This is a genomic window from Cellulomonas sp. P5_E12 (assembly GCF_054049315.1).
This window is the reverse complement of sequence record NZ_JBFUMP010000015.1, coordinates 36,398-55,060: the sequence shown is the minus strand read 5'-3', so window position 1 is coordinate 55,060 and position 18,663 is coordinate 36,398. Positions and strand designations below refer to the sequence as shown.

Here is an 18,663-nt window from a genome sequence, read left to right as displayed (position 1 = left end):
CCGCACGGCCAACCGGACTACCGTGGCCCCGTGCTGCTCTCCGACCGTGACATCAAGGCCGAGCTCGAGTCGGGCCGCGTGGCCCTCGACCCCTACGAGCCGGCCATGCTCCAGCCCTCCAGCATCGACGTGCGGCTCGACCGGTACTTCCGGCTGTTCGACAACCACAAGTACCCGTTCATCGACCCCGCGGCCGACCAGCCGGAGCTGACGCGGCTGGTCGAGGTCTCCGCGGGCGAGTCGTTCGTGCTGCACCCCGGCGAGTTCGTGCTCGGGTCGACGTACGAGGCCGTGACGCTTCCCGACGACATCGCCGCACGCCTCGAGGGCAAGTCCTCGCTCGGTCGGCTCGGCCTGCTCACGCACTCGACCGCGGGCTTCATCGACCCCGGCTTCTCCGGTCACGTGACCCTCGAGCTGTCCAACGTGGCGACGCTGCCGATCCTGCTGTGGCCCGGCATGAAGATCGGGCAGATGTGCTTCTTCCGGCTGTCGTCGGCCTCCGAGCACCCCTACGGGTCGTCCCAGTACGGCTCGCGGTACCAGGGCCAGCGCGGCCCGACGGCGTCGCGGTCGTGGCAGAACTTCCACCGGACGGACGTCTGAGCCATGGCGAGCCTGCCTCGTCTCAGGGCTGAGGACCCCGCGCTGCGGACCCGGCACATCCTCGCGCTGCCCGACGACGTGGGGGTCGACGAGGTCGAGGTGCTGGCCATCAGCCGGTTCGCGCAGGCGCGCTGGGAGGACGGCGAGCTCCCGCAGCCCCGCGGGATCATGGGGCCGATGACGGCGGCGCTCGGCATCCGCGCCGTCGGCTCGTCGACCACGCCGGCCCGCGCGCTGCGGCTGGCCCGGCTCTCGACGCTCACGGGTCCGTACCGGGTCGAGCCCGACGACGCCGTGAGCCTGGGCCTGCCGACGACGTCGGCCCTCGCCTACGTGCTGGCCTGCCCGCGCGAGCGCGGCGAGCCGCCGTATCCCGGCGGGGACCGTGACGGACTCAAGCGGGCGTTCCCGGAGGCGATGCCGATCCGCGAGGAGGAGCGGGTGCTGCAGTGGCTCGTCGCCGCCGCGCGCCGGCTCGGCGGCACGGTGCGCACGGGTGAGCACGGCATCGTGCTCACGCCCGACGTGGACAGCGCGATCGACCTCACGGTGCTGTCCGACTCGTGGCTCGAGCCCGCCGAGGCCCTCGCGGTCGTGCAGTCGGTGCTGCCGCGCGCGCGGCTCAGCGAGGTGACCGTCACCTGGACGGGACCGCAGCCCGGGGTCGGCCGCGACTCCGGCGACCGCCCGGAGTGGGTCGCCGAGGCCGGCGGGCGCGGGCTGTCGGCCGCGCTGGAGGAGCACGGGGTCACCGACGAGGTCGAGCGCAAGCGGCTGCTCGACGAGGCGGCCGCCTACGACGAGATCATGATCGCCGTGCCGCCGGCGCCCGAGGCCTACGGGGTGCTCGTCGACCTCGGCCACGACGGGACCCTGTCCGTCGAGGCGGGCGCCGAGACCACGCTGCCGCCCCTGATGCGCGGCCTGCCGTGGACCGTTGGGGGCGTCGTCGCGTACCGAGTGCACTGGGAGCCGCCGTTCATCGAGGAGCTCGAGGCGGAGCGACCGTCGTTCGAGCACCGTGTCGCCCGGTCCCGCGCCGCCCCGCTGGTGCAGGCCGTCGCCCGCGCCGTGCACGGGGCGATCGGCGGGGAGATCGCCGACGAGGCGGACTTCCTCGTCGACCCCGAGGACGTCTGACCGTGCCCGGTTCGGTGGTCCTGATCACCGGGGTCATGGCGGCCGGAAAGTCGACCGTCGCGCAGCTGCTGGCCGAGCGGCTGCCACGGGCCGTGCACGTGCGCGGGGACGTGTTCCGGCGGATGGTCGTGTCGGGACGCGCCGAGATGGTGCCGGAGGGCTCCGACGAGGCCGTCGCCCAGCTGCGGCTGCGGTACCGGCTGGCCGCGCTCGTCGCCGACGAGTACGCCGATGCCGGGTTCACCGCCGTCGTGCAGGACATCGCGCTCGGCGACGACCTGCCGGCGTGGGTGGCGATGTTCCGGCACCGACCGCGGGTGGTCGTCCTGGCGCCGTCGGCGGCTGCCCTGCACGCGCGCGAGGCCGGACGGACCAAGACCGGCTACGGGACGTGGACCGTCGAGGAGCTCGACCGCGGGCTGCGCGACGGCACCCCGCGGATCGGGCTGTGGCTCGACACCTCCGACCAGACGGCGTCCGAGACCGTCGACGCGATCCTCGCGGGGCTGGCGCGGTGACCGCGCGGACGAGTGCCGGGATCCTGCTGTTCCGGCGGACGGCGGGTCTCGAGGTGCTGCTCGGGCACATGGGCGGACCGTTCTGGGCGCGCAAGGACGCGGGCGCGTGGACGATCCCGAAGGGGGAGCCGTCGCCCGGCGAGGACCCCTGGGTCACCGCCACCCGCGAGTTCGCCGAGGAGCTCGGGGTGCCCGCGCCCGACGGTCAGCCCATCCCCCTCGGGGACGTGAAGCAGGGCGGCGGCAAGGTCGTGACGGCGTGGGCGCTGGAGGGCGATCTCGACGCGTCGTCGATCGTGAGCAACCTGGTCGAGATCGCGTGGCCGCCGCGGTCGGGGCGGACGCTCCTGGTGCCGGAGCTGGACCGGGCGGGCTGGTTCGCGCCCGACGAGGCGCGGCGGCTCCTCGTGACCGCGCAGGCCGCGTTCGTGGACCGGCTGGAGGACGCGCTCAGGTGAGGTGATCGAAGGCCCCGTCGACCCAGCCGATGTGGCGGTCGGCCGAGCGGCGGACGACGTCCTTGGCGTCCGAGGCGATGACGTTGGTGAAGTTGCCGTAGAGCCGGTCGAACTCGAAGCGGTCGACGTGGTCCGCGACGCGGCGGGCGACCGCGCCGGACAGCGGCAGGTGGTTCGGGTAGCTGCGCATGAACGCCACGGACGAGCGGTCGGGGTTGGCGAAGACCGTGTCGCCCGTGAGGAGGACGCCCCTGCCCTCGGCGCCGGCCGACCAGTGCGCGATCGCACTGCCGGGGAAGTGGCCGCCGGGCTGGGACAGGGTCACGCCCGGCAGGATCTGTTCCTCGCCGGACCAGGTGCGGATGACCGGGTCGGGGCGGTTGACCCACCCGGCGTCGGCCTCCGCGACCAGCACCTCGGCGCCGCCGAGCGCGCGGCTCCACTCGACCTGCGCGCCGAACATGTGCGGGTGGCTCGCGGCGATGAACCGGACCGTGCCCGTCGCCGCGATCGCGTCGACCACGTCGTCGTCGAGGAAGCCGATCGGGTCCCACAGCAGGCTGCCCTCGGGCGTGACCAGCAGCTTCGACTGCTGGCCGATGCCGGCGGACGGGGTGCTCGTCACGGCGAACAGGTCGGGTTCGAGAGGGGCGATCGACGCCTTGTAGCCCTCCGCCCGGAGCTCGTCCAGCGTGGTCCAGCGCTGACCGGTGGCGGGCACCCACTGGCGTTCGTCGGCGCAGATCGCGCAGACGTCGAACTGCTCGGCGCTCTCGACGGCACACGTGGCGCAGATCCAGAAGGACATGTGCGTCACGCTAGCCGGAGGTAGAGGTCCCTGAGGAGGGCGATCTCCGCGCCGTGGTGGACGACCTCCTGGTTCATCCACCAGACGGTGTCGAGGAACAGGTCCTCCGGGTCGGAGCCGTTGGGATAGGTGCTGTAGCCGACGGTGTCGAGGGCGGCATCGTCTGCCCCGAGGAGCGTCGAACGCCACGCGTCGAGTGCCGCGGCGAGGTGGGCGATCGCGCCGGCGGCGGTGCCCTGCGGCTCGTCGGCCGCCTCGGTGTGCGTGTGGGAGCCGTCGGTGTGGTCCGCGCGCCCGGCCAGCGTCTTGGTCAGGTGGTTGATCCGCCAGCCGATGCTCGTGACCGGCGGCGGCCACGGGTGCGGGCGGCCGCCGTCGTGACCCCACTCGCCGGACCCGACGAGCCTCGTCGCGCCGAGCCCCCCCGGTCCGTCCACCTGCCGGCGGATCGTCCAGGCGCCCGGGACCGGCTCCCACAGGAGCTCGGCGTCGGTCAGGGGCGGGACCTCGACCTGCTCGCCGTCGCCGCTGTCCACGGTCGGGCCGGTGAGGCGGTGCAGGAGGCGCTCGCTGGCGAAGTCGTACTCGGCCAGCAGGGGGGCGAGGCGTGGGGGGACGGTCATGCCCTGACCGTTCACCCTGGGCTCGTCCGCCGCAACAGGATTCAGGACAGGCCCAGGGTCTTGAGGGTCGCAGGGTCGAGGGGCACCGAGTTGTCCGGGGTGGCGACGGCGCGGCCGTCCTCGACCGCGTAGAAGCCTTGGGCGATGTTCACCGGGGTCGGGGGCGCGTCGTCCCCGGGGTCGTCCAGCAGGATCACGTACTCGTCGCCGACCTCCAGCCCCAGCTGCACGACGTCGTCGCAGCGGGTGTAGGCGATCTCGAGGGACGAGCCGGGGGTCGCGTCGCCCTTCGAGGTCGCCGCGACGTCGACGGTCGCGGCGGTACTCGGGAAGCCCTGGGAGTCGTCGTCGGCCATCGCGGTGAACGTGCCCCGCACGATGAGGTCGGCGCTGGCCTCGAGCTCCGCGGTCGTGGCGTAGGAGGGGTAGTCGGCGGCGCACGACGCCCCGGACCCGCCCGGCACGCATGCCGAGACACTCAGGACGAGAACCACGGGGACGAGCAGGGCGGCGGTGCGCCTCACGCCGGCTTCACCACGCACCACTCGTTGCCCTCGGGGTCGAGCAGGACCTGGAACGAGCCGGCGGTGTCCACGTGGATCTCGCCGACCCGCGTCGCGCCCAGGGCCTCGGCCTGGGCGGTCGCCGCGGCGATGTCCGCGACCTCGACGTCCAGGTGGACCCGGTTCTTCACGACCTTGCCCTCGGGGACCTTCTGGAACGCGACGCGGGTCCAGCCGGGGGGGTCGACGTAGTGCCAGTCGTCGTCGCGACCTGCGGGTTCGCCACCCAGGACGTCGGCCCAGAACCGCGCGAGCGCCGGCGGGTTCGCGCAGTCGAAGACGACCTCGTCGATGCGTCCGATCATGCGGCGACCGTAGCGGTCCCCTCGAACTGCGTCCGGTAGAGCTCCGCGTACACGCCGCCGCGCGCGAGCAGCTCGGCGTGCGTGCCCTGGTCGATCACCCTGCCGGCCTCGACCACGACGATCGAGTCGGCCTGGCGGATGGTCGACAGGCGGTGGGCGATGACGATGCTCGTGCGGCCGACGAGGGCCTCGTCCAGCGCGGCCTGGACCGCGGCCTCGGACTCGGAGTCGAGGTGGGCGGTGGCCTCGTCGAGCACGACCACGTCGGGGGCCTTGAGCAGCAGGCGGGCGATCGCCAGGCGCTGCCGCTCGCCGCCGGAGAGGCGGTAGCCCCGGTCGCCGACGACGGTGTGGATGCCGTCGGGCAGGCTGGCGACGAGGTCCGCGATGTGCGCCTGCCGGAGCGCGCGCTCGATGTCGTCGTCGGTGGCCTCGGGCCGGGCGTAGCGCAGGTTCTCCGCGATGGTGTCGTGGAAGAGGTGCGCCTCCTGGCTGACGACGCCGACCGTGGCGCGCAGCGACGCGTGCGTGACGTCGCGCAGGTCGGTGCCGGCGACCCTGACCGAGCCGCGCGTGGGGTCGTACATGCGCGTGACCAGCTGCGAGATGGTCGTCTTGCCCGCGCCCGAGTGGCCGACGAGCGCGACCATGTGGCCGGCAGGCACGGAGAAGCTGATGTCGCGCAGCGTGTCGTCGATCGGCTCGTGGCGCAGGGTCGCGACGGACTCGAGGCTGGCCAGCGAGACCTCGTCGGCACCCGGGTAGCGGAAGCCCACGGCGTCGAGCTCGACGCTCGCGCCGCGCTCCTGCACCTGCGGCCGCAGGTCGACGGCGTCCGGCTTCTCCGCGACGGTCGGCTCCAGGTCGAGCACCTCGAGGACGCGCTCGAAGCTGACCAGCGCGGTCATCACGTCGACCTGGACGTTGGACATCGCGGTGAGCGGGCCGTACAGCCGTCCGAGGTAGGCGGTGAGAGCGACGACGACGCCGACGGTGAGCTGCCCGCGGATCGCCATGACGCCGCCGAGACCGTAGACGATCGCGACGGCGACGGACGCGAGAGTGGTGAGGCCGACGCGGAACCAGGTCGAGTACAGCGCGCGCGTGACGCCGATGTCGCGGACGCGGCCGACGTGGGCGGCGTAGTTCGCCGACTCCCGCTCCGGGTCCCCGAAGATCTTCACCAGGTGCGCCCCGGCCACGTTGAAGCGCTCGTTCATGATCTGCGCGGCGTCGGCGTTGAGCTCGTAGCTCTCGCGCGTGATCTTCGCGATCTTCTTGCCGAACCAGCGGGCGGGAAAGACGAAGGCGGGCAGCAGGACCAGGCTCAGCAGCGTCAGCTGCCACGACATGCTCAGCATCGCCGCGAGCACGAAGACGATGGTCAGCGAGTTGCTCACGACGTTCTGCAGGGTGCTGGTGAACGCCTGCTGCGCGCCGAGGACGTCGCCGTTGAGCCGCTGCACGAGCGCGCCGGTCTTGGCGCGGCTGAAGAACGCGAGCGGCATGCGCTGCACGTGGTCGAACACCGCGGTGCGCAGGTCGAGGATCAGGCCCTCGCCCACCTGCGACGACACCCAGCGGTCGGCGACGGACAGGCCGGCGCCGATGATCGCGAGGGCGGCGACGGCCGCCGCGATGCCCAGCACGAGGGCCGTATTGCCCTTGGCGATGCCGTCGTCGATGAGGTTCTTGAACAGCAGCGGGGTCACGGCGCCTGCGGCGGCCTCGAGGGCGATGAGGACGACGAAGACCGCGAGCTTGGCGCGGTACGGGCGCGCGAACTCGAGGATGCGCGTGAGGGTCTCGCGCGTGAGCTTGTGGTCCGAGACCGTGCGGTCCTTGGCGAAGCTGCGCATGTTGGGGCTTCCGGTGGCCATCGACACGGGCCCACCTCCTTCGTGGTGCCGCGCTGTGGGGTCTCCGCGCGGCCGATGCTGAGGTTAACTCACTATGTGCCTGGTTCACAACATGCGGTAACCTCACCGCCGTGGACGATTCGGGGGAGCTGCTCGAGCTGCTCTACGGCGTGCTCCGGGGCGTGCGGCGCGATGCCGCCGACCGGCTGGAGCTCCAGGGCACCACGCCCGGGCAGCTGCGCCTGCTACGGACGCTCGAGAAGTGCGACGGGCCGCGGCGGCTCGGGGAGCTCGCGGCGGCGTTGGACGTCGCGCCGCGGTCGGTGACCTCGAAGGTCGATCTCGCCGAGGAGGACGGCCTGGTCCGCCGGCTGCCCGATCCGACCGATCGGCGGGCGACCCTGCTGGAGCTGACCCCGTCCGGGCGTGCCCTGCTGACGGCGATCTCCGCGCAGCGGCACGAGGGCGCGGCGGAGCGGCTGGCGCGGTTGTCGCCCGACGAGCAGGCGGAGCTGCTGCGGATGCTCCGGGTGGTCGCGGGCCCATAGCGGGACGATCGGCCCGGTGGGCGGGCGGCGCACACGCCATCATGGGGTCGTGCCCAGGACGCCGGACGACGACGAGCTCGAGCTGATCCGTCGTTCCGGCGTGGTGCTGAAGGTCGGGCGGCTGAGCCTGTCGGCGGGCACCGGCGCGTACCGGGTCAAGGCGTCGATGGCGCGGGTCGCCCGTGCGCTCGGGATCCAGCGGCACGAGGCACACGTGACGCTCACCGAGATCACGACCACCTCGCACCGCGGCGCGAGCTTCCGCACCGAGGTGACCGAGGTGCGCAGCATCGGCGTCGACGTCGATCGGCTCGCGGGCCTGGAGCGCCTGGCCGGTCGGCTCGACACCGCCGGGACTGCCACGGTCGAGAACGTCACCGCCGAGCTGGACCGGATCGCCAGCAAGCCGCCGCTCTACCCGGTACCGCTCAACGCGTTGTGGGCAGCCATCGCCTGCGCGGCGTTCTCGTTCCTCAACAACGGGGGCGTCGTCGAGATCGCCGGCGTCTTCGTCGGGGCGTACCTGGGACAGGCGCTGCGGCGCACGATGCTGCACCGCAGGTTCAACCAGTTCGGCGTCACCATGCTCGCCGCGACCGTGGCGTGCCTCGGCTACCTCGGGTTCGTCACGCTGCTGCAGGCGGTGGGGGTCACGGGCGGCCGGCACGAGGTCGGGTACGTGTCGGCGGTGCTGTTCCTCATCCCGGGGTTCCCGTTGGTGACCGGCTTCCTCGACCTGGCCAAGCTGGACTTCTCGGCGGCGGTCGCCCGGTTGACCTACGCGCTGATGATCCTCACGTCGGCCGGGCTCGCCGTCTGGGCGCTGTCGCTCGTCGTCGGGCTCACGCCCGACCCGCCCAGCCCGGCGGCACTCAGCGGAGGGCCGTTGATCGCGCTGCAGCTCGTCGCCAGCTTCCTCGGGGTGCTCGGCTTCGCGCTCATGTTCAACAGCCCGTGGCGGATCGCGCTGGCGGCGGCGAGCGTGGGGATGGTCGCCAACGTGCCGCGCATCCACCTGGTCGAGGCGACGGTCCCGCCCCAGGCGGCGGCCGCCATCGCCGCGCTCGTGGTCGGGCTGCTCACCGCCGTCATCGCGCCGCGGCTCGACGTCCCGCGCATCACGGTGTACGTCCCGGCGGTCACGATCATGGTGCCCGGCGTGCTCGTCTACCGGGCGGTGTTCCACCTCTCCAACGGCGAGACCGTCGAGGCGCTCGACTACGGGGTGCAGGCCGCGCTCGTCGTCGCCGCGCTCGCCATCGGGCTGGCCGTCGCCCGGATGCTCACCGACCGCACGTGGGCGTTCGAGCGCTGATCAGACCTGCTGGGCGCGCTGCAGGCGGGCGTAGCGGCCGTCGGCGGCGAGCAGGTCGTCGTGGGTGCCGACCTCGACCACGCGGGCGTCGTCGAGGACGACGATGCGGTCGGCGGAGCGGATGGTCGACAGGCGGTGCGCGACGACGAGCGTCGTGCGGCCGCGCATGAGCCGGGCGAGGGCCTCCTTGACCGCGGCCTCCGACTCGGGGTCGAGCGCGGACGTGGCCTCGTCGAGGAGCAGGATCCGGGGGTCGCGGACCAGGGCGCGGGCGATGGCGATGCGCTGGCGCTGGCCGCCCGAGAGCCGGGCGCCGCGCTCGCCGACGACCGTGTCCCAGCCGTCGGGGAGGGCGTCGACGATCTCGGCGGCGTTGGCGTCGACGAGGGCCGCGCGCACGCGCTCGTCGGACACCTTGGGCATGCCGTAGGCGACGTTGTCGCGGATGGACCCCTCGAACAGCACCGACTCCTGCGGCACCACCGACACGTGTGTGCGGACCGAGCGCAGGTCGAGGTGAGCGGTGTCGACGCCGTCGAGGAGCAGGCGTCCGCCGGTGGGCCGAAGGAAGCCGAGCGCGAGGTTGAGCACGGTCGACTTGCCCGAGCCGGAGGGGCCGACGAACGCGACGGTCTGGCCGGCCTCGATGGTCAGCTCGATGCCGTCGAGGGCGTCGGCGGTGGCGTCGGGGTACCGGAAGTGCACGTTCTCGAGCGTGAGCCGACCCTCGACGTGCTCGACGCGACGCTTGCCCGAGTTCTCCTCGAGGTCGGGCTCCTGCATGACCTCGGCGATGGACCGGACCGACTCGAGACCCTTGGCGCCGATGGGCAGGAGCATGAGCAGGTTGGTCACCGAGCCGGTGATGAGCGCGAAGTACGAGCTGAGCAGCACCACCTGCCCGGCGGTGATGGTGATGAACCCCGTGATCGACACCCAGGCGGCGAGCACCAGGCACAGGACGCCGAGCAGCTGCAGGCTTACCCAGCTGAGCGACGCGAACCGGCCGTTGAGGACGTCGAGCCGGTAGCCGGCGGACCGGACGCCCTCGGCGCCGACCGCGACGCGCTCCTCGGCGGTGGCCTCCAGGCCGTGCGCGCGCGTGATCGGCATGAGGGTCGCCATCTCGCCGACGCGCGCGGAGAAGTGCTCGACCTCCCGGCGGAACGACTCGTTGCGCTCGCGCGACCGCTGCGCGAGCACGGCGCGCAGCAGCACGGCGAGCGGGATGGTCAGCGCGTAGACGGGCAGGAACTCGGGGACGGCCAGCGCCGTCATGACGATCGCGCCGAGCATCACCATGGTCGCGCTCAGCAGAGGATGCGCGATCTGCTGGAGCATCACCTCGACGTTCTCGACATCGCGGACCACCTTGGTCTGCACGATCGAGGCGCTGACCCGGGAGTGGAAGCCGATCGACAGGCTCTGCAGCCGGGCGGTCAGCCCGTTGCGCAGGTCGGCGCCGATCTGCCGGACCGCGCCCATGAAGAGCTTGGTCCACTGCACGTGGTTGGGGTAGTTCTGCAGCAGCGCCGCGACCGCGATCGCGGCCCACAGCCAGAGCTCGCTGGTCGGTCCCCCGGCGACCACGACGTCGATGACCTTGCCGGTGATCACGGGCATGAGCCAGAGCGGGATGTCCTTCAAGGTGAAGAACGCCACGGCGCTGAGGACCCGGCGGCGGTGGGCTCCGAGGAGCCGGAACACCGAGCGCACCGGGTGGGCGCCATCGATGTCGATCACGGCGAGGTGAGGGTGGGGGCCGTCGGTCACGGGTTCCATCGTGACATCCGCACCGGGCGGTGGATAGCGCCTTCCCGGTGGAAGAACGGATCGATTCGACACGGTGGTCGCGGGGGCGCGGTGGTGGGCTCCGTCGCGGTCGACGGATGTCCGGATCGCGCTACGTTGGCGTTGCCGAGGATCGCCTGGGTACCGCCCACCGCCGAGAAAGGGCTCTCCGCGTGCACGAGCCGCCCGGGAACCCGACCGCATGACCGTCTACCGCGACGCCCTCGGCGTGCCCCATGTCCGCGAGTCGGACCACCTGACGCTGGCGTACGAGCAGGGACTGGTCACGGCGCGCGACCGCGGGTGGCAGATCGAGGTCGGGCGGTGGCGGGCCGAGGGGCGGCTGGCCGAGCGGGTCGGGGCCGACGGGGTCGAGTGGGACCGGTTCGCGCGGCGCGCGCGGCTGGCCGACACGGCGCAGCGCGCCTACGCGGCGCTCGTCGACGGGGACCGCGCGTTCGTCGACGCGTACGTGGCGGGCGTGAACGCAGAACTCGTTCGACCCGTCGCCGAGCGGGCCGCGCTCGACGCGCAGTTCGGGACCGTGACGCCGCACGAGCCGTGGCCGGCCTGGGCTCCCCTCGGGATCATGCTCGTCAACCACGCCCTCTTCTCGATGTTCCCGCGGCTGCTGTGGAACGAGCACGTGCGCCTGACGCTCGGCGAGCCCGCGATCGACCTGTTCGAGGCGGGTGAGACCGCCTCGTCGGGCTCCAACGCGTGGGCGCTGCACGGGTCGCGGACGGCGTCCGGGAAGCCGCTGCTGGCGGGCGACCCGCACCGGATGATCGAGCTGCCGGGCGTGTATCAGCAGGTCAGGCTCGCGTGCGACGAGTTCGACGTGCTCGGCCTGGCGTTCCCGGGGGTGCCGGGCGTCCAGCACTTCGGGCACACCGGGACGGCCGCGTGGGGGATCACGAACGCGATCGCGCACCACGTCGAGGTCTTCCGCGAGCGGCTCTCCGACGACGGTCTGTCCGCGCTCGGGCCCGACGGCTGGGCGCCCGTGGCCCGGCGCACCGAGACGATCCGGGTCCGCGGTGGGGCGGCGCAAGCCGTCGAGCTGGTCGAGACCGACCGCGGGCCACTGGTGCTCGACGGCCTGAGCGTCCGGTTCCCGGCGCGCGTGGCCTCCGACGTCGGGTTCTCCTGCCTGCTGCCGCTGCTCCGGGCCCGGTCGGCGGGCGACGTCGCCGATGCGCTGCGGGGCTGGGTCGATCCGGTCAACCGCGTCCTGGCCGCCGACGTGGACGGGGCGGTGCTGAGCTTCGACGCGGGCCTCGTCGTGACGCGGTCTCCGCAGGATCGCCGGCTGCCGCACGACGCCTGGTCCGACGCCGCGCGACCGGCGCCGTGGCACCGGCCGGCCGATCCCGCGCCCGTGCTCGACGTGGCTGTGGACGCGAACGAGAAGCCCGCCGCCGCGGAGCGGGACCTCGGCCGCGCGTACGTCGCGCCGCACCGGGCGCGACGGATCCGGGCGCTGCTGTCCGAGACCCGCGCGTGGACGGCCGCCGACATGGCCGTGGTCCACGGCGACACCCTCCTGGGCAGCGCCGACGAGCTGCTCGGGTGGGTGCGTCGCGCCGAGGACCTCTCCCCGCCGGCCGCGGCGCTGCGCGACCGGCTGCTCGCCTGGGACCGGCACATGGCTGCCGATAGCGCCGACGCCGGAGCGTTCGCGGCGTGGCGGACCGAGGTCGCCGGTGTGCTCGCCGCACACCCGGCCCTCGCACCACTCCACCGGGCGCACGGGCGCGGCGTGCTCTTCGACCCCTCGCTCGCGGTGGCGGCTCGTATCGCCGACGCGCTGCCGCAGCTCCTGGCGGCGGAGACCTTCGGGATCGACGGGGTCGCGGTGGCGCGGGAGGCCCTGGATCGAGTCGCGACCTCAGCGGACGAATCCTGGGGCGACCGGCACCGCCTCCAGCCGGTCCCCGTGCTGTTCGGGTACCCCGGACCCGTGGTCGAGCCGGTCCCGCTGTCCGGTGACACCGACTGCGTGCGCTGCACCGCGAGCGTGCCTGGGGTGAGCGATCGGTCGTGGCGCGGGTCGGTGGCGCGGTGGGTGTGGGACCTCGAGGACCGCCGCCGCAGCCGCTGGGGTGTGCCGTTCGGCGCCTCGGGCGACCCCGACAGCCCGCACGCCACCGACCAGCTGGACACCTGGATGGCGGCGGGGTCGGTCGAGATCGTCACCGACTGGGACCAGCTCGAGGAGGAGCTCGGAGGTGACGCCGTACGTGAATGAAGACGTCGTCGCGCGGGCTGCAACGACGTCTTCGCGCACGTCCGTGGTCAGGGCAGCCAGGATCCGTCGCGCATCAGCCAGCGGCCGGCCAGCTCGTCCTCCTCGCGCCAGACCTGGATGGTCCGCGGGGTGAGCCGGAAGTACGGGTACGGGGCCGACAGCGCGCGCGGGTCGAACCCGGCCTTCGCGGCGAACTCGTCGCCGAGCTCGTCGGAGACCTCGGTCAGCACCTCCACCGTCGCCTGCACCAGCACGACGTCCCTGGTCAGGCCGATGCCCGCCTGCACCGACGGGTTGGCGGCGAGGTTCCGGGCGGTCGGGCTGGTGGCCGTCGTGGAGAGGATCAGCCCCTCGTCGTGCCACAGGAACGAGAGCGGCGTCAGGCGCGGCGCGCCCGTGTCGGTGTCGGTCGTCGCGACCCACGCGTCGACGTCGTGGCCGAGGCGGTAGAGGGCGTCCTGCCGGCGCTGCTCGCGGTTGCGGGTCACGGTGCCTCCTTCACGCGTTCCAGCAGGAGCAGGGCGATGTCGGTGACCTCGGGGACGCCGACGGTGTGGGACGCGGCGACGCCGTCGGAGAGCATCACCGTGCAGAACGGGCAGGCGGTCGCGACGACGTCGGCGCCCGTCGCGATCGCTTCCTCGGCCCGGACCGTGCCGATCCGGGTGCCGATCGACTCCTCCATCCACACGCGCGCACCGCCCGCGCCGCAGCAGAACGACTGCTCCCGGTTCCTCGGCATCTCGGCCAGCGCCAGGCCGGGGATCGCGCCGAGCAGCTCGCGCGGCGGGGCGTAGACCTGGTTGTGCCGGCCCAGGTAGCAGGGGTCGTGGTAAGTGACGGTTCGCTCGTCGGTCGAGGCCAGCGGGGTCAGGCGGCCGTCCGCGACCAGCGTGTTGAGCAGCTCGGTGTGGTGGACCACCTCGTAGCGGCCGCCCAGCTGGGGGTACTCGCGGGCGATGGTGTTGAAGCAGTGCGCGCAGGTCACGACGATCCGCTGCGCGCCGACCTCGTTCAGCATCTCGACGTTGGCGCTCGCCAGCATCTGGAACAGCAGCTCGTTGCCCGCCCGTCGCGCGGGGTCGCCCGTGCAGGACTCCCCGTCGCCGAGCACCGCGAAGCTCACGCCTGCCGTGTGCAGCAGCTCCGCGACGGCCTTCGTCGTGCGGATGGCCCGGTCCTCGTACGCGCCCGCGCAGCCGACCCAGAAGAGGTACTCGATCTCGGCCGCCGACTCCACGTCGACGCCGACCACCGGCACCTCGAAGTCCAGCCTCTTGGCCCAGTTCAGCCGGTTCCGCGCGGGCAGCCCCCACGGGTTGCCCTGCCGCTCGAGCTTGGTGAACGTGCCGCCCAGCTCCTTGGGGAACGCCGACTCCATGAGCACCTGGTAGCGCCGCATGTCGACGATGGCGTCCACGTGCTCGATGTCGACCGGGCACTGCTGCACGCACGCGCCGCACGTGGTGCAGGCCCACAGGGCGTCCGGGTCGATGACGCCCGAGCCCAGCAGGTCGAGGCCCTGGTGGGTCTCCGCCTGCAGGTACGGCGCCGTGGCGGCCGCGTGGTCCCGCAGCGCCAGCGTGACGAGCTTCGGCGAGAGCGGCTTGCCGGTCGCCCACGCCGGGCACTGGTCCTGGCAGCGGCCGCACTCGGTGCAGGTCGAGAAGTCGAGCAGGCCCTTCCAGGTGAAGTCCTCGATGGCGCCGACGCCCAGGCGGGCGTCGTCGGGCAGGTCCTCGAGCGCCTCCAGGTCGACGGGCTTGCCGGCGAGCTGCATGGGCTGCAGGGGTCCGAGCGCGACGCCCCCGCCGGGCTCGCGGCGCGCGTACACGTTGACGATCGCGAGGAACCGGTGCCAGGCGACCCCCATGGTGGGCTGCAGCCCGATGACGACGAACCACGACATCGACACGACGATCTTCACGGTCGCGACGACGACGATGGCGGCCTCCAGCGTCGTCGTCGCCACCCCGCTCCACGACGACCCGTACCAGGCGGTCAAGGGGAAGTGCCACGCGTCCTGCGTGCCCAGCGCGTACTCCAGGCCGCGGAGCACCAGCACGCACAGCACGACGACGAGCACGGTCGCCTCGACGAAGAAGGCCTGCGCCTGGTTCGACCCGAAGAACCGCGACCCGCGCTCGGTGGACCCGAGCCGGATCCGCAGGGTGATCAGGACCAGGATGCCGACGAGGGACGCCCACGCGATGGCCTCGATCGCCCACTCCAGCGGCAGGAAGTCGCCGATGAGCGGCAGCGTGAAGGACGGGTCCACCACCTGCCCGTACCCGGTGAGCAACGTGAGGAACAGCACCGCGAAGGAGACCATCACGACCCAGTGCGCGACCTTGACCACCGGTCGGTGCTGGAACCGCCCGTGCCCGAACACCTCGCGCGCCAGCGTCGCCAGGCGCGGGCCCACCGGGGCCCACCGGCCTGGGGAAGGCCGCCCGATGCGGACCGTCCGCACGATGGCGCCCGCGCCGCGCGCGAAGATCGCGACCCCGACGACGGTCGCGACGATCACGATGACCAGGCACACCACCTGCAGCGCATCCACGCCGCCACGGTAGCGGCGCGACGCCCCGCAGCCCGGGACTCTCGTCGGCGGCGCCCCGTGGGAGGAGCCGTGGGAAATCCGTTGGTAGAGTCTTGACCAAATCTTCAGTGCATCTCGGGGGCGCTTTCTCCAGGTTCTCGACGCGTGCCCGCACCTGCGCCTGACCATCGAGAACGACCGACCGACCCGACCGACCACCCGCCCTACAGGACGGAGCCGGACGTGCTGCTGCTGCTCGCCGTCAACCTGGCCGCAGCCGTCGTCGCGCCCCTGCTCGTCCGGTGGATGGGCCGCAAGGCGTTCTGGGTGCTGGCCCTCGCACCTGCCTCTGCGGCCGTCTGGGCGCTCAGCTGGACGTCGCAGGTGCAGGCCGGGAACGGGCCCGTCGAGCAGGTCGAGTGGATCCCCGTGCTGGGGCTGGAGCTCACGTTCCGGCTGGACACCCTGTCGTGGCTGATGACCCTCATCGTCGGCGGCGTCGGCGCCCTCGTGCTCGTCTACTGCTCGGCGTACTTCAAGACGAGCGCGTCGGGCCTCGGACGGTTCGGCGGCGTGTTCGTCGGGTTCTCCGGGGCGATGCTCGGCCTGGTCACGGCCGACGACATGCTGCTCATGTTCGTGTTCTGGGAGCTGACGACGGTGACGTCGTACCTGCTCATCGGCCACTACAACGAGCGCAAGGCGAGCAGGCGCGCGGCCATGCAGGCCATCGTCATCACGACCGCGGGCGGGCTGGCCATGCTGGTCGGACTCGTGCTGCTGGGCGAGGCGGCGGGCACGTACCGGCTGTCCGAGGTGATCGCGAACCCACCGCAGGGCACCCCGGCGGTGACCGTCGCGATCGTCTGCCTGCTCGCCGGCGCGATCACCAAGTCGGCGTTGATCCCGTTCCACTTCTGGCTGCCCGCGGCGATGGCCGCGCCCACGCCGGTGAGCGCGTACCTGCACGCGGCGGCGATGGTGAAGGCCGGCGTGTACCTGGTCGCGCGGTTCGCGCCGGCGTACTCCCTCGACCCGACGTGGCACTGGATCATCGTCGTGCTCGGCTGCGGGACCATGCTGCTCGGCGGGTACCGGGCGCTGCGGCAGCACGACCTCAAGCTCATCCTGGCGTTCGGCACGGTCAGCCAGCTGGGCCTGATCATCCTGCTGGTCGGGCTGGGCACGCGGGCGACGGCGCTGGCCGGGCTGGCGATGCTCGGCGCGCACGCGATGTTCAAGGCGGCGCTGTTCCTCGTCGTCGGCGTCGTGGATGCCGCCACCGGGACGCGCGACCTGCGTCGGCTCTCGGGCGTCGGCCGCGAGCTCAAGCTCACCGCGCTCGCGGGCGCGCTGGCCACGGCGTCGATGATCGGGCTCCCCCCGTTCGCGGGGTACGTGGCCAAGGAGGCGGGCCTCGAGGCGCTCGGCGACGACACCCTGATCCTGGTCGCCGTCTCCGTCGGCTCCGTGCTGACCGTCGCGTACGGTCTGCGGCTGTGGTGGGGCGCCTTCGCGACGAAGCCCGCCGTGGTGCCCGAGTCCCTCGAGGAGTCGACCGAGCCCGGGACGTCCCTCGGCGAGGCCGCGCACGACGACGCCCACCCGGCCGCCATCACCCACCCGTCGCTGCTGCTGGTGTGGCCGGCCATGATCCTCGCGGTGCTCGGGCTGGCCGTCGCGCTGCTGCCGCAGCTGGGCGAGCACCTGCTGCGGCCGTACGCCGACACGTACCCCGAAGGTCCGCCCGGGCACCTGGTCATCTGGGCAGGGTTCACGCCGACGTTCGTCCTCACGCTCGCGATCCTGCTGGCCGGCGCGCTGCTGTTCGTCGTCCGGGACCGCGTCGAGCGGTGGCAGTCCGGGGGCTACCGCGGGCCGGAGGCGGACGTGGTCTACCGGCGGTTCATGCGGCGGCTCGACGACGTCGCGGCCGACGTCACCGCGGTCACGCAGCGCGGTTCCCTGCCGCTCTACCTGGGCATGATCCTCGTCGTGTTCGTGCTCGCGGTCGGCACGACGACGCTGGTCAGCACCACGTTCCCGACCAGCTTCACGGTCTGGGACAACCCGGCGCAGCTGGTGTTCGCCGCCGGCACGATCGTCTCCGCGCTGCTGGTCGTCCGCGCGCGACGGCGGCTCAAGGCCGTCATCCTGCTGGGCATCGGCGGCTACTCGGTCGCCGGCCTGTACCTGCTGCACGGGGCCCCCGACCTCGCGCTCACGCAGGTGCTGGTGGAGACCGTCACGCTCGTCGTGTTCGTGCTCGTGCTGCGGCGGCTGCCCCCGTACTTCTCCGACCGGCCGCTCGCCGCCAGCCGCTGGGTCCGGCTGGCGCTCGGGCTCGCGGTCGGGCTGACCGTGGCCGGCGTCGCGCTCGTCGCGCCCGGCGCCCGGATGCACCTTCCCGTGTCCACGGACTTCGCCGAGGAGGCGGTCCTGTTCGGCGGGGGCAAGAACATCGTCAACGTGACGCTGGTCGACATCCGCGCCTGGGACACCATGGGCGAGATCTCGGTGCTGCTGGTGGCGGCGACCGGCGTCGCGTCGCTGGTCTTCCTGTCCCGACGAGCCGGCGCGATCTACCGGGCGCAGGACGCGCGCAAGGACCGTGCGGTGTGGGGCGGCACCGAGGACCCGATGGCCGAGCTGCGCCGGCCGGGCGGCGACGAGGCGCTGGTGGACGCCGGCGGGATCGTGGCCGACCGCGACGAGTCCGCCGTGCCGTCGAGCGCCGCCCGCGGGCAGGAGTGGCTGCAGGCTGGCCGGACGCTCGCGCCGCAGCGGCGGTCGGTCATCTTCGAGGTCGTCGTCCGCCTGCTCTTCCACACGATGATCGTCTACTCGGTCTTCCTGCTGTTCAGCGGCCACAACGCGCCCGGCGGAGGGTTCGCGGCGGGCCTGGTCACCGGGATCGCGCTCATCGTCCGGTACCTCGCGGGCGGTCGGTACGAGCTGGGCGAGGCCGCCCCGGTGCAGCCGGGTCTGCTGCTCGGGCTCGGGCTGTTCCTGTCGGCGGGCGTCGGGCTGCTCGCGCTGCTGGCCGGGGGCGAGGTCCTGCAGTCGTGGATCATCGACATCCACCTGCCCGTGATCGGGGACCTGCACCTGGTGACGTCGCTGTTCTTCGACATCGGTGTGTACCTGGTGGTCGTCGGCCTGGTGCTCGACATCCTGCGCAGCCTCGGGGCCGAGATCGACCGGCGCGCGGAGACCGGCGAGGACCCCGTGGCCGTCGACGCCGCCGGCGGTGCGATCGACAGCGACCGGGACGTGCCGTCGCAGGTCGAGGCGGGCGCCAAGCCCGCCAGCTGGGGCGGGGGCGTGCCGTGATCG

General features: G+C 72.8%; 16 protein-coding genes. 8 read left to right on the top strand and 8 right to left on the bottom strand.

The window, feature by feature from the left end:
- Positions 1 to 30: 30 nt before the first annotated feature.
- From dcd to ACXJKA_RS13290, 4 genes are read left to right on the top strand one after another with little or no spacing between them, the layout of a single operon-like run.
- Positions 31 to 606 carry a dCTP deaminase gene (gene dcd / locus ACXJKA_RS13305; protein WP_456825681.1) on the top strand — a complete coding sequence of 192 codons (576 nt, stop codon included), beginning with the start codon at positions 31 to 33 and terminating at the stop codon, positions 604 to 606.
- A 3-nt stretch (positions 607 to 609) separates the two neighbouring features.
- Positions 610 to 1,746, top strand: coding sequence for a hypothetical protein (locus ACXJKA_RS13300; RefSeq protein WP_456825680.1), 1,137 nt, complete (start codon positions 610 to 612; stop codon positions 1,744 to 1,746).
- Positions 1,747 to 1,748: 2 nt separating this feature from the next.
- Complete coding sequence (locus tag ACXJKA_RS13295; protein WP_456825679.1) at positions 1,749 to 2,264, top strand: AAA family ATPase; 516 nt, start codon at positions 1,749 to 1,751, stop codon at positions 2,262 to 2,264.
- Entirely contained in the window at positions 2,261 to 2,722 is a 462-nt protein-coding gene (locus ACXJKA_RS13290) for an NUDIX domain-containing protein (RefSeq protein WP_456825678.1), read from the top strand. Before ACXJKA_RS13295 ends, ACXJKA_RS13290 begins: the two co-directional genes overlap by 4 nt.
- On the opposite strand, the gene ACXJKA_RS13285 is transcribed toward ACXJKA_RS13290, so the two are convergent.
- From ACXJKA_RS13285 to ACXJKA_RS13265, 5 genes are read right to left on the bottom strand one after another with little or no spacing between them, the layout of a single operon-like run.
- On the bottom strand, positions 2,715 to 3,530 hold the full coding sequence (locus tag ACXJKA_RS13285) for a hydrolase (protein WP_456825677.1): 816 nt from the start codon (positions 3,528 to 3,530) through the stop codon (positions 2,715 to 2,717). The genes ACXJKA_RS13290 and ACXJKA_RS13285 overlap by 8 nt on opposite strands.
- 5 nt (positions 3,531 to 3,535) lie before the next feature.
- On the bottom strand, positions 3,536 to 4,153 hold the full coding sequence (locus ACXJKA_RS13280; protein WP_456825676.1) for a DinB family protein: 618 nt from the start codon (positions 4,151 to 4,153) through the stop codon (positions 3,536 to 3,538).
- Positions 4,154 to 4,194: 41 nt separating this feature from the next.
- Positions 4,195 to 4,677 carry a hypothetical protein gene (locus tag ACXJKA_RS13275; RefSeq protein ID WP_456825675.1) on the bottom strand — a complete coding sequence of 161 codons (483 nt, stop codon included), beginning with the start codon at positions 4,675 to 4,677 and terminating at the stop codon, positions 4,195 to 4,197.
- Complete coding sequence (locus ACXJKA_RS13270; RefSeq protein ID WP_456825674.1) at positions 4,674 to 5,021, bottom strand: VOC family protein; 348 nt, start codon at positions 5,019 to 5,021, stop codon at positions 4,674 to 4,676. The genes ACXJKA_RS13275 and ACXJKA_RS13270 overlap by 4 nt, the downstream gene beginning before the upstream one ends.
- Entirely contained in the window at positions 5,018 to 6,901 is a 1,884-nt protein-coding gene (locus tag ACXJKA_RS13265) for an ABC transporter ATP-binding protein (protein WP_456825728.1), read from the bottom strand. The genes ACXJKA_RS13270 and ACXJKA_RS13265 overlap by 4 nt, the downstream gene beginning before the upstream one ends.
- 110 nt (positions 6,902 to 7,011) lie before the next feature.
- Here ACXJKA_RS13265 and ACXJKA_RS13260 point away from each other — a divergent pair, with 110 nt between their 5' ends.
- Positions 7,012 to 7,428, top strand: coding sequence for a MarR family winged helix-turn-helix transcriptional regulator (locus tag ACXJKA_RS13260; RefSeq protein WP_456825673.1), 417 nt, complete (start codon positions 7,012 to 7,014; stop codon positions 7,426 to 7,428).
- 49 nt (positions 7,429 to 7,477) lie between these two features.
- Entirely contained in the window at positions 7,478 to 8,743 is a 1,266-nt protein-coding gene (locus ACXJKA_RS13255; RefSeq protein WP_456825672.1) for a threonine/serine ThrE exporter family protein, read from the top strand.
- On the opposite strand, the gene ACXJKA_RS13250 is transcribed toward ACXJKA_RS13255, so the two are convergent.
- Positions 8,744 to 10,516 (bottom strand): ABC transporter ATP-binding protein, encoded by a 1,773-nt coding sequence (locus ACXJKA_RS13250; protein WP_456825671.1) that lies wholly within the window; start codon positions 10,514 to 10,516, stop codon positions 8,744 to 8,746. It lies immediately after the preceding gene.
- Between the two features lie 220 nt (positions 10,517 to 10,736).
- On the opposite strand from ACXJKA_RS13250, the gene ACXJKA_RS13245 reads away from it, so the two are divergent.
- Complete coding sequence (locus tag ACXJKA_RS13245) at positions 10,737 to 12,785, top strand: penicillin acylase family protein (RefSeq protein WP_456825670.1); 2,049 nt, start codon at positions 10,737 to 10,739, stop codon at positions 12,783 to 12,785.
- Between the two features lie 47 nt (positions 12,786 to 12,832).
- Here ACXJKA_RS13245 and ACXJKA_RS13240 read toward each other — a convergent pair whose 3' ends face one another.
- Positions 12,833 to 13,273: a pyridoxamine 5'-phosphate oxidase family protein gene (locus tag ACXJKA_RS13240; protein ID WP_456825669.1), complete on the bottom strand. Its 441-nt coding sequence runs from the start codon at positions 13,271 to 13,273 to the stop codon at positions 12,833 to 12,835.
- Positions 13,270 to 15,348: a (Fe-S)-binding protein gene (locus tag ACXJKA_RS13235; protein WP_456825668.1), complete on the bottom strand. Its 2,079-nt coding sequence runs from the start codon at positions 15,346 to 15,348 to the stop codon at positions 13,270 to 13,272. The genes ACXJKA_RS13240 and ACXJKA_RS13235 overlap by 4 nt, the downstream gene beginning before the upstream one ends.
- Positions 15,349 to 15,570: 222 nt before the next feature.
- Here ACXJKA_RS13235 and ACXJKA_RS13230 point away from each other — a divergent pair, with 222 nt between their 5' ends.
- Positions 15,571 to 18,660 (top strand): Na+/H+ antiporter subunit A, encoded by a 3,090-nt coding sequence (locus tag ACXJKA_RS13230; protein ID WP_456825667.1) that lies wholly within the window; start codon positions 15,571 to 15,573, stop codon positions 18,658 to 18,660.
- The last annotated feature ends 3 nt before the right edge of the window (positions 18,661 to 18,663 follow it).

Excerpts from the sequence above, each read along its gene's own strand:
- ACXJKA_RS13300 (WP_456825680.1), top strand. The coding sequence starts at position 610 with ATGGCGAGCCTGCCTCGTCTCAGGGCTGAGGACCCCGCGCTGCGGACC.
- ACXJKA_RS13285 (WP_456825677.1), bottom strand. The coding sequence starts at position 3,530 with ATGTCCTTCTGGATCTGCGCCACGTGTGCCGTCGAGAGCGCCGAGCAG.
- ACXJKA_RS13280 (WP_456825676.1), bottom strand. The coding sequence starts at position 4,153 with ATGACCGTCCCCCCACGCCTCGCCCCCCTGCTGGCCGAGTACGACTTC.
- ACXJKA_RS13270 (WP_456825674.1), bottom strand. The coding sequence starts at position 5,021 with ATGATCGGACGCATCGACGAGGTCGTCTTCGACTGCGCGAACCCGCCG.
- ACXJKA_RS13265 (WP_456825728.1), bottom strand. The coding sequence starts at position 6,901 with ATGGCCACCGGAAGCCCCAACATGCGCAGCTTCGCCAAGGACCGCACG.
- ACXJKA_RS13245 (WP_456825670.1), top strand. The coding sequence starts at position 10,737 with ATGACCGTCTACCGCGACGCCCTCGGCGTGCCCCATGTCCGCGAGTCG.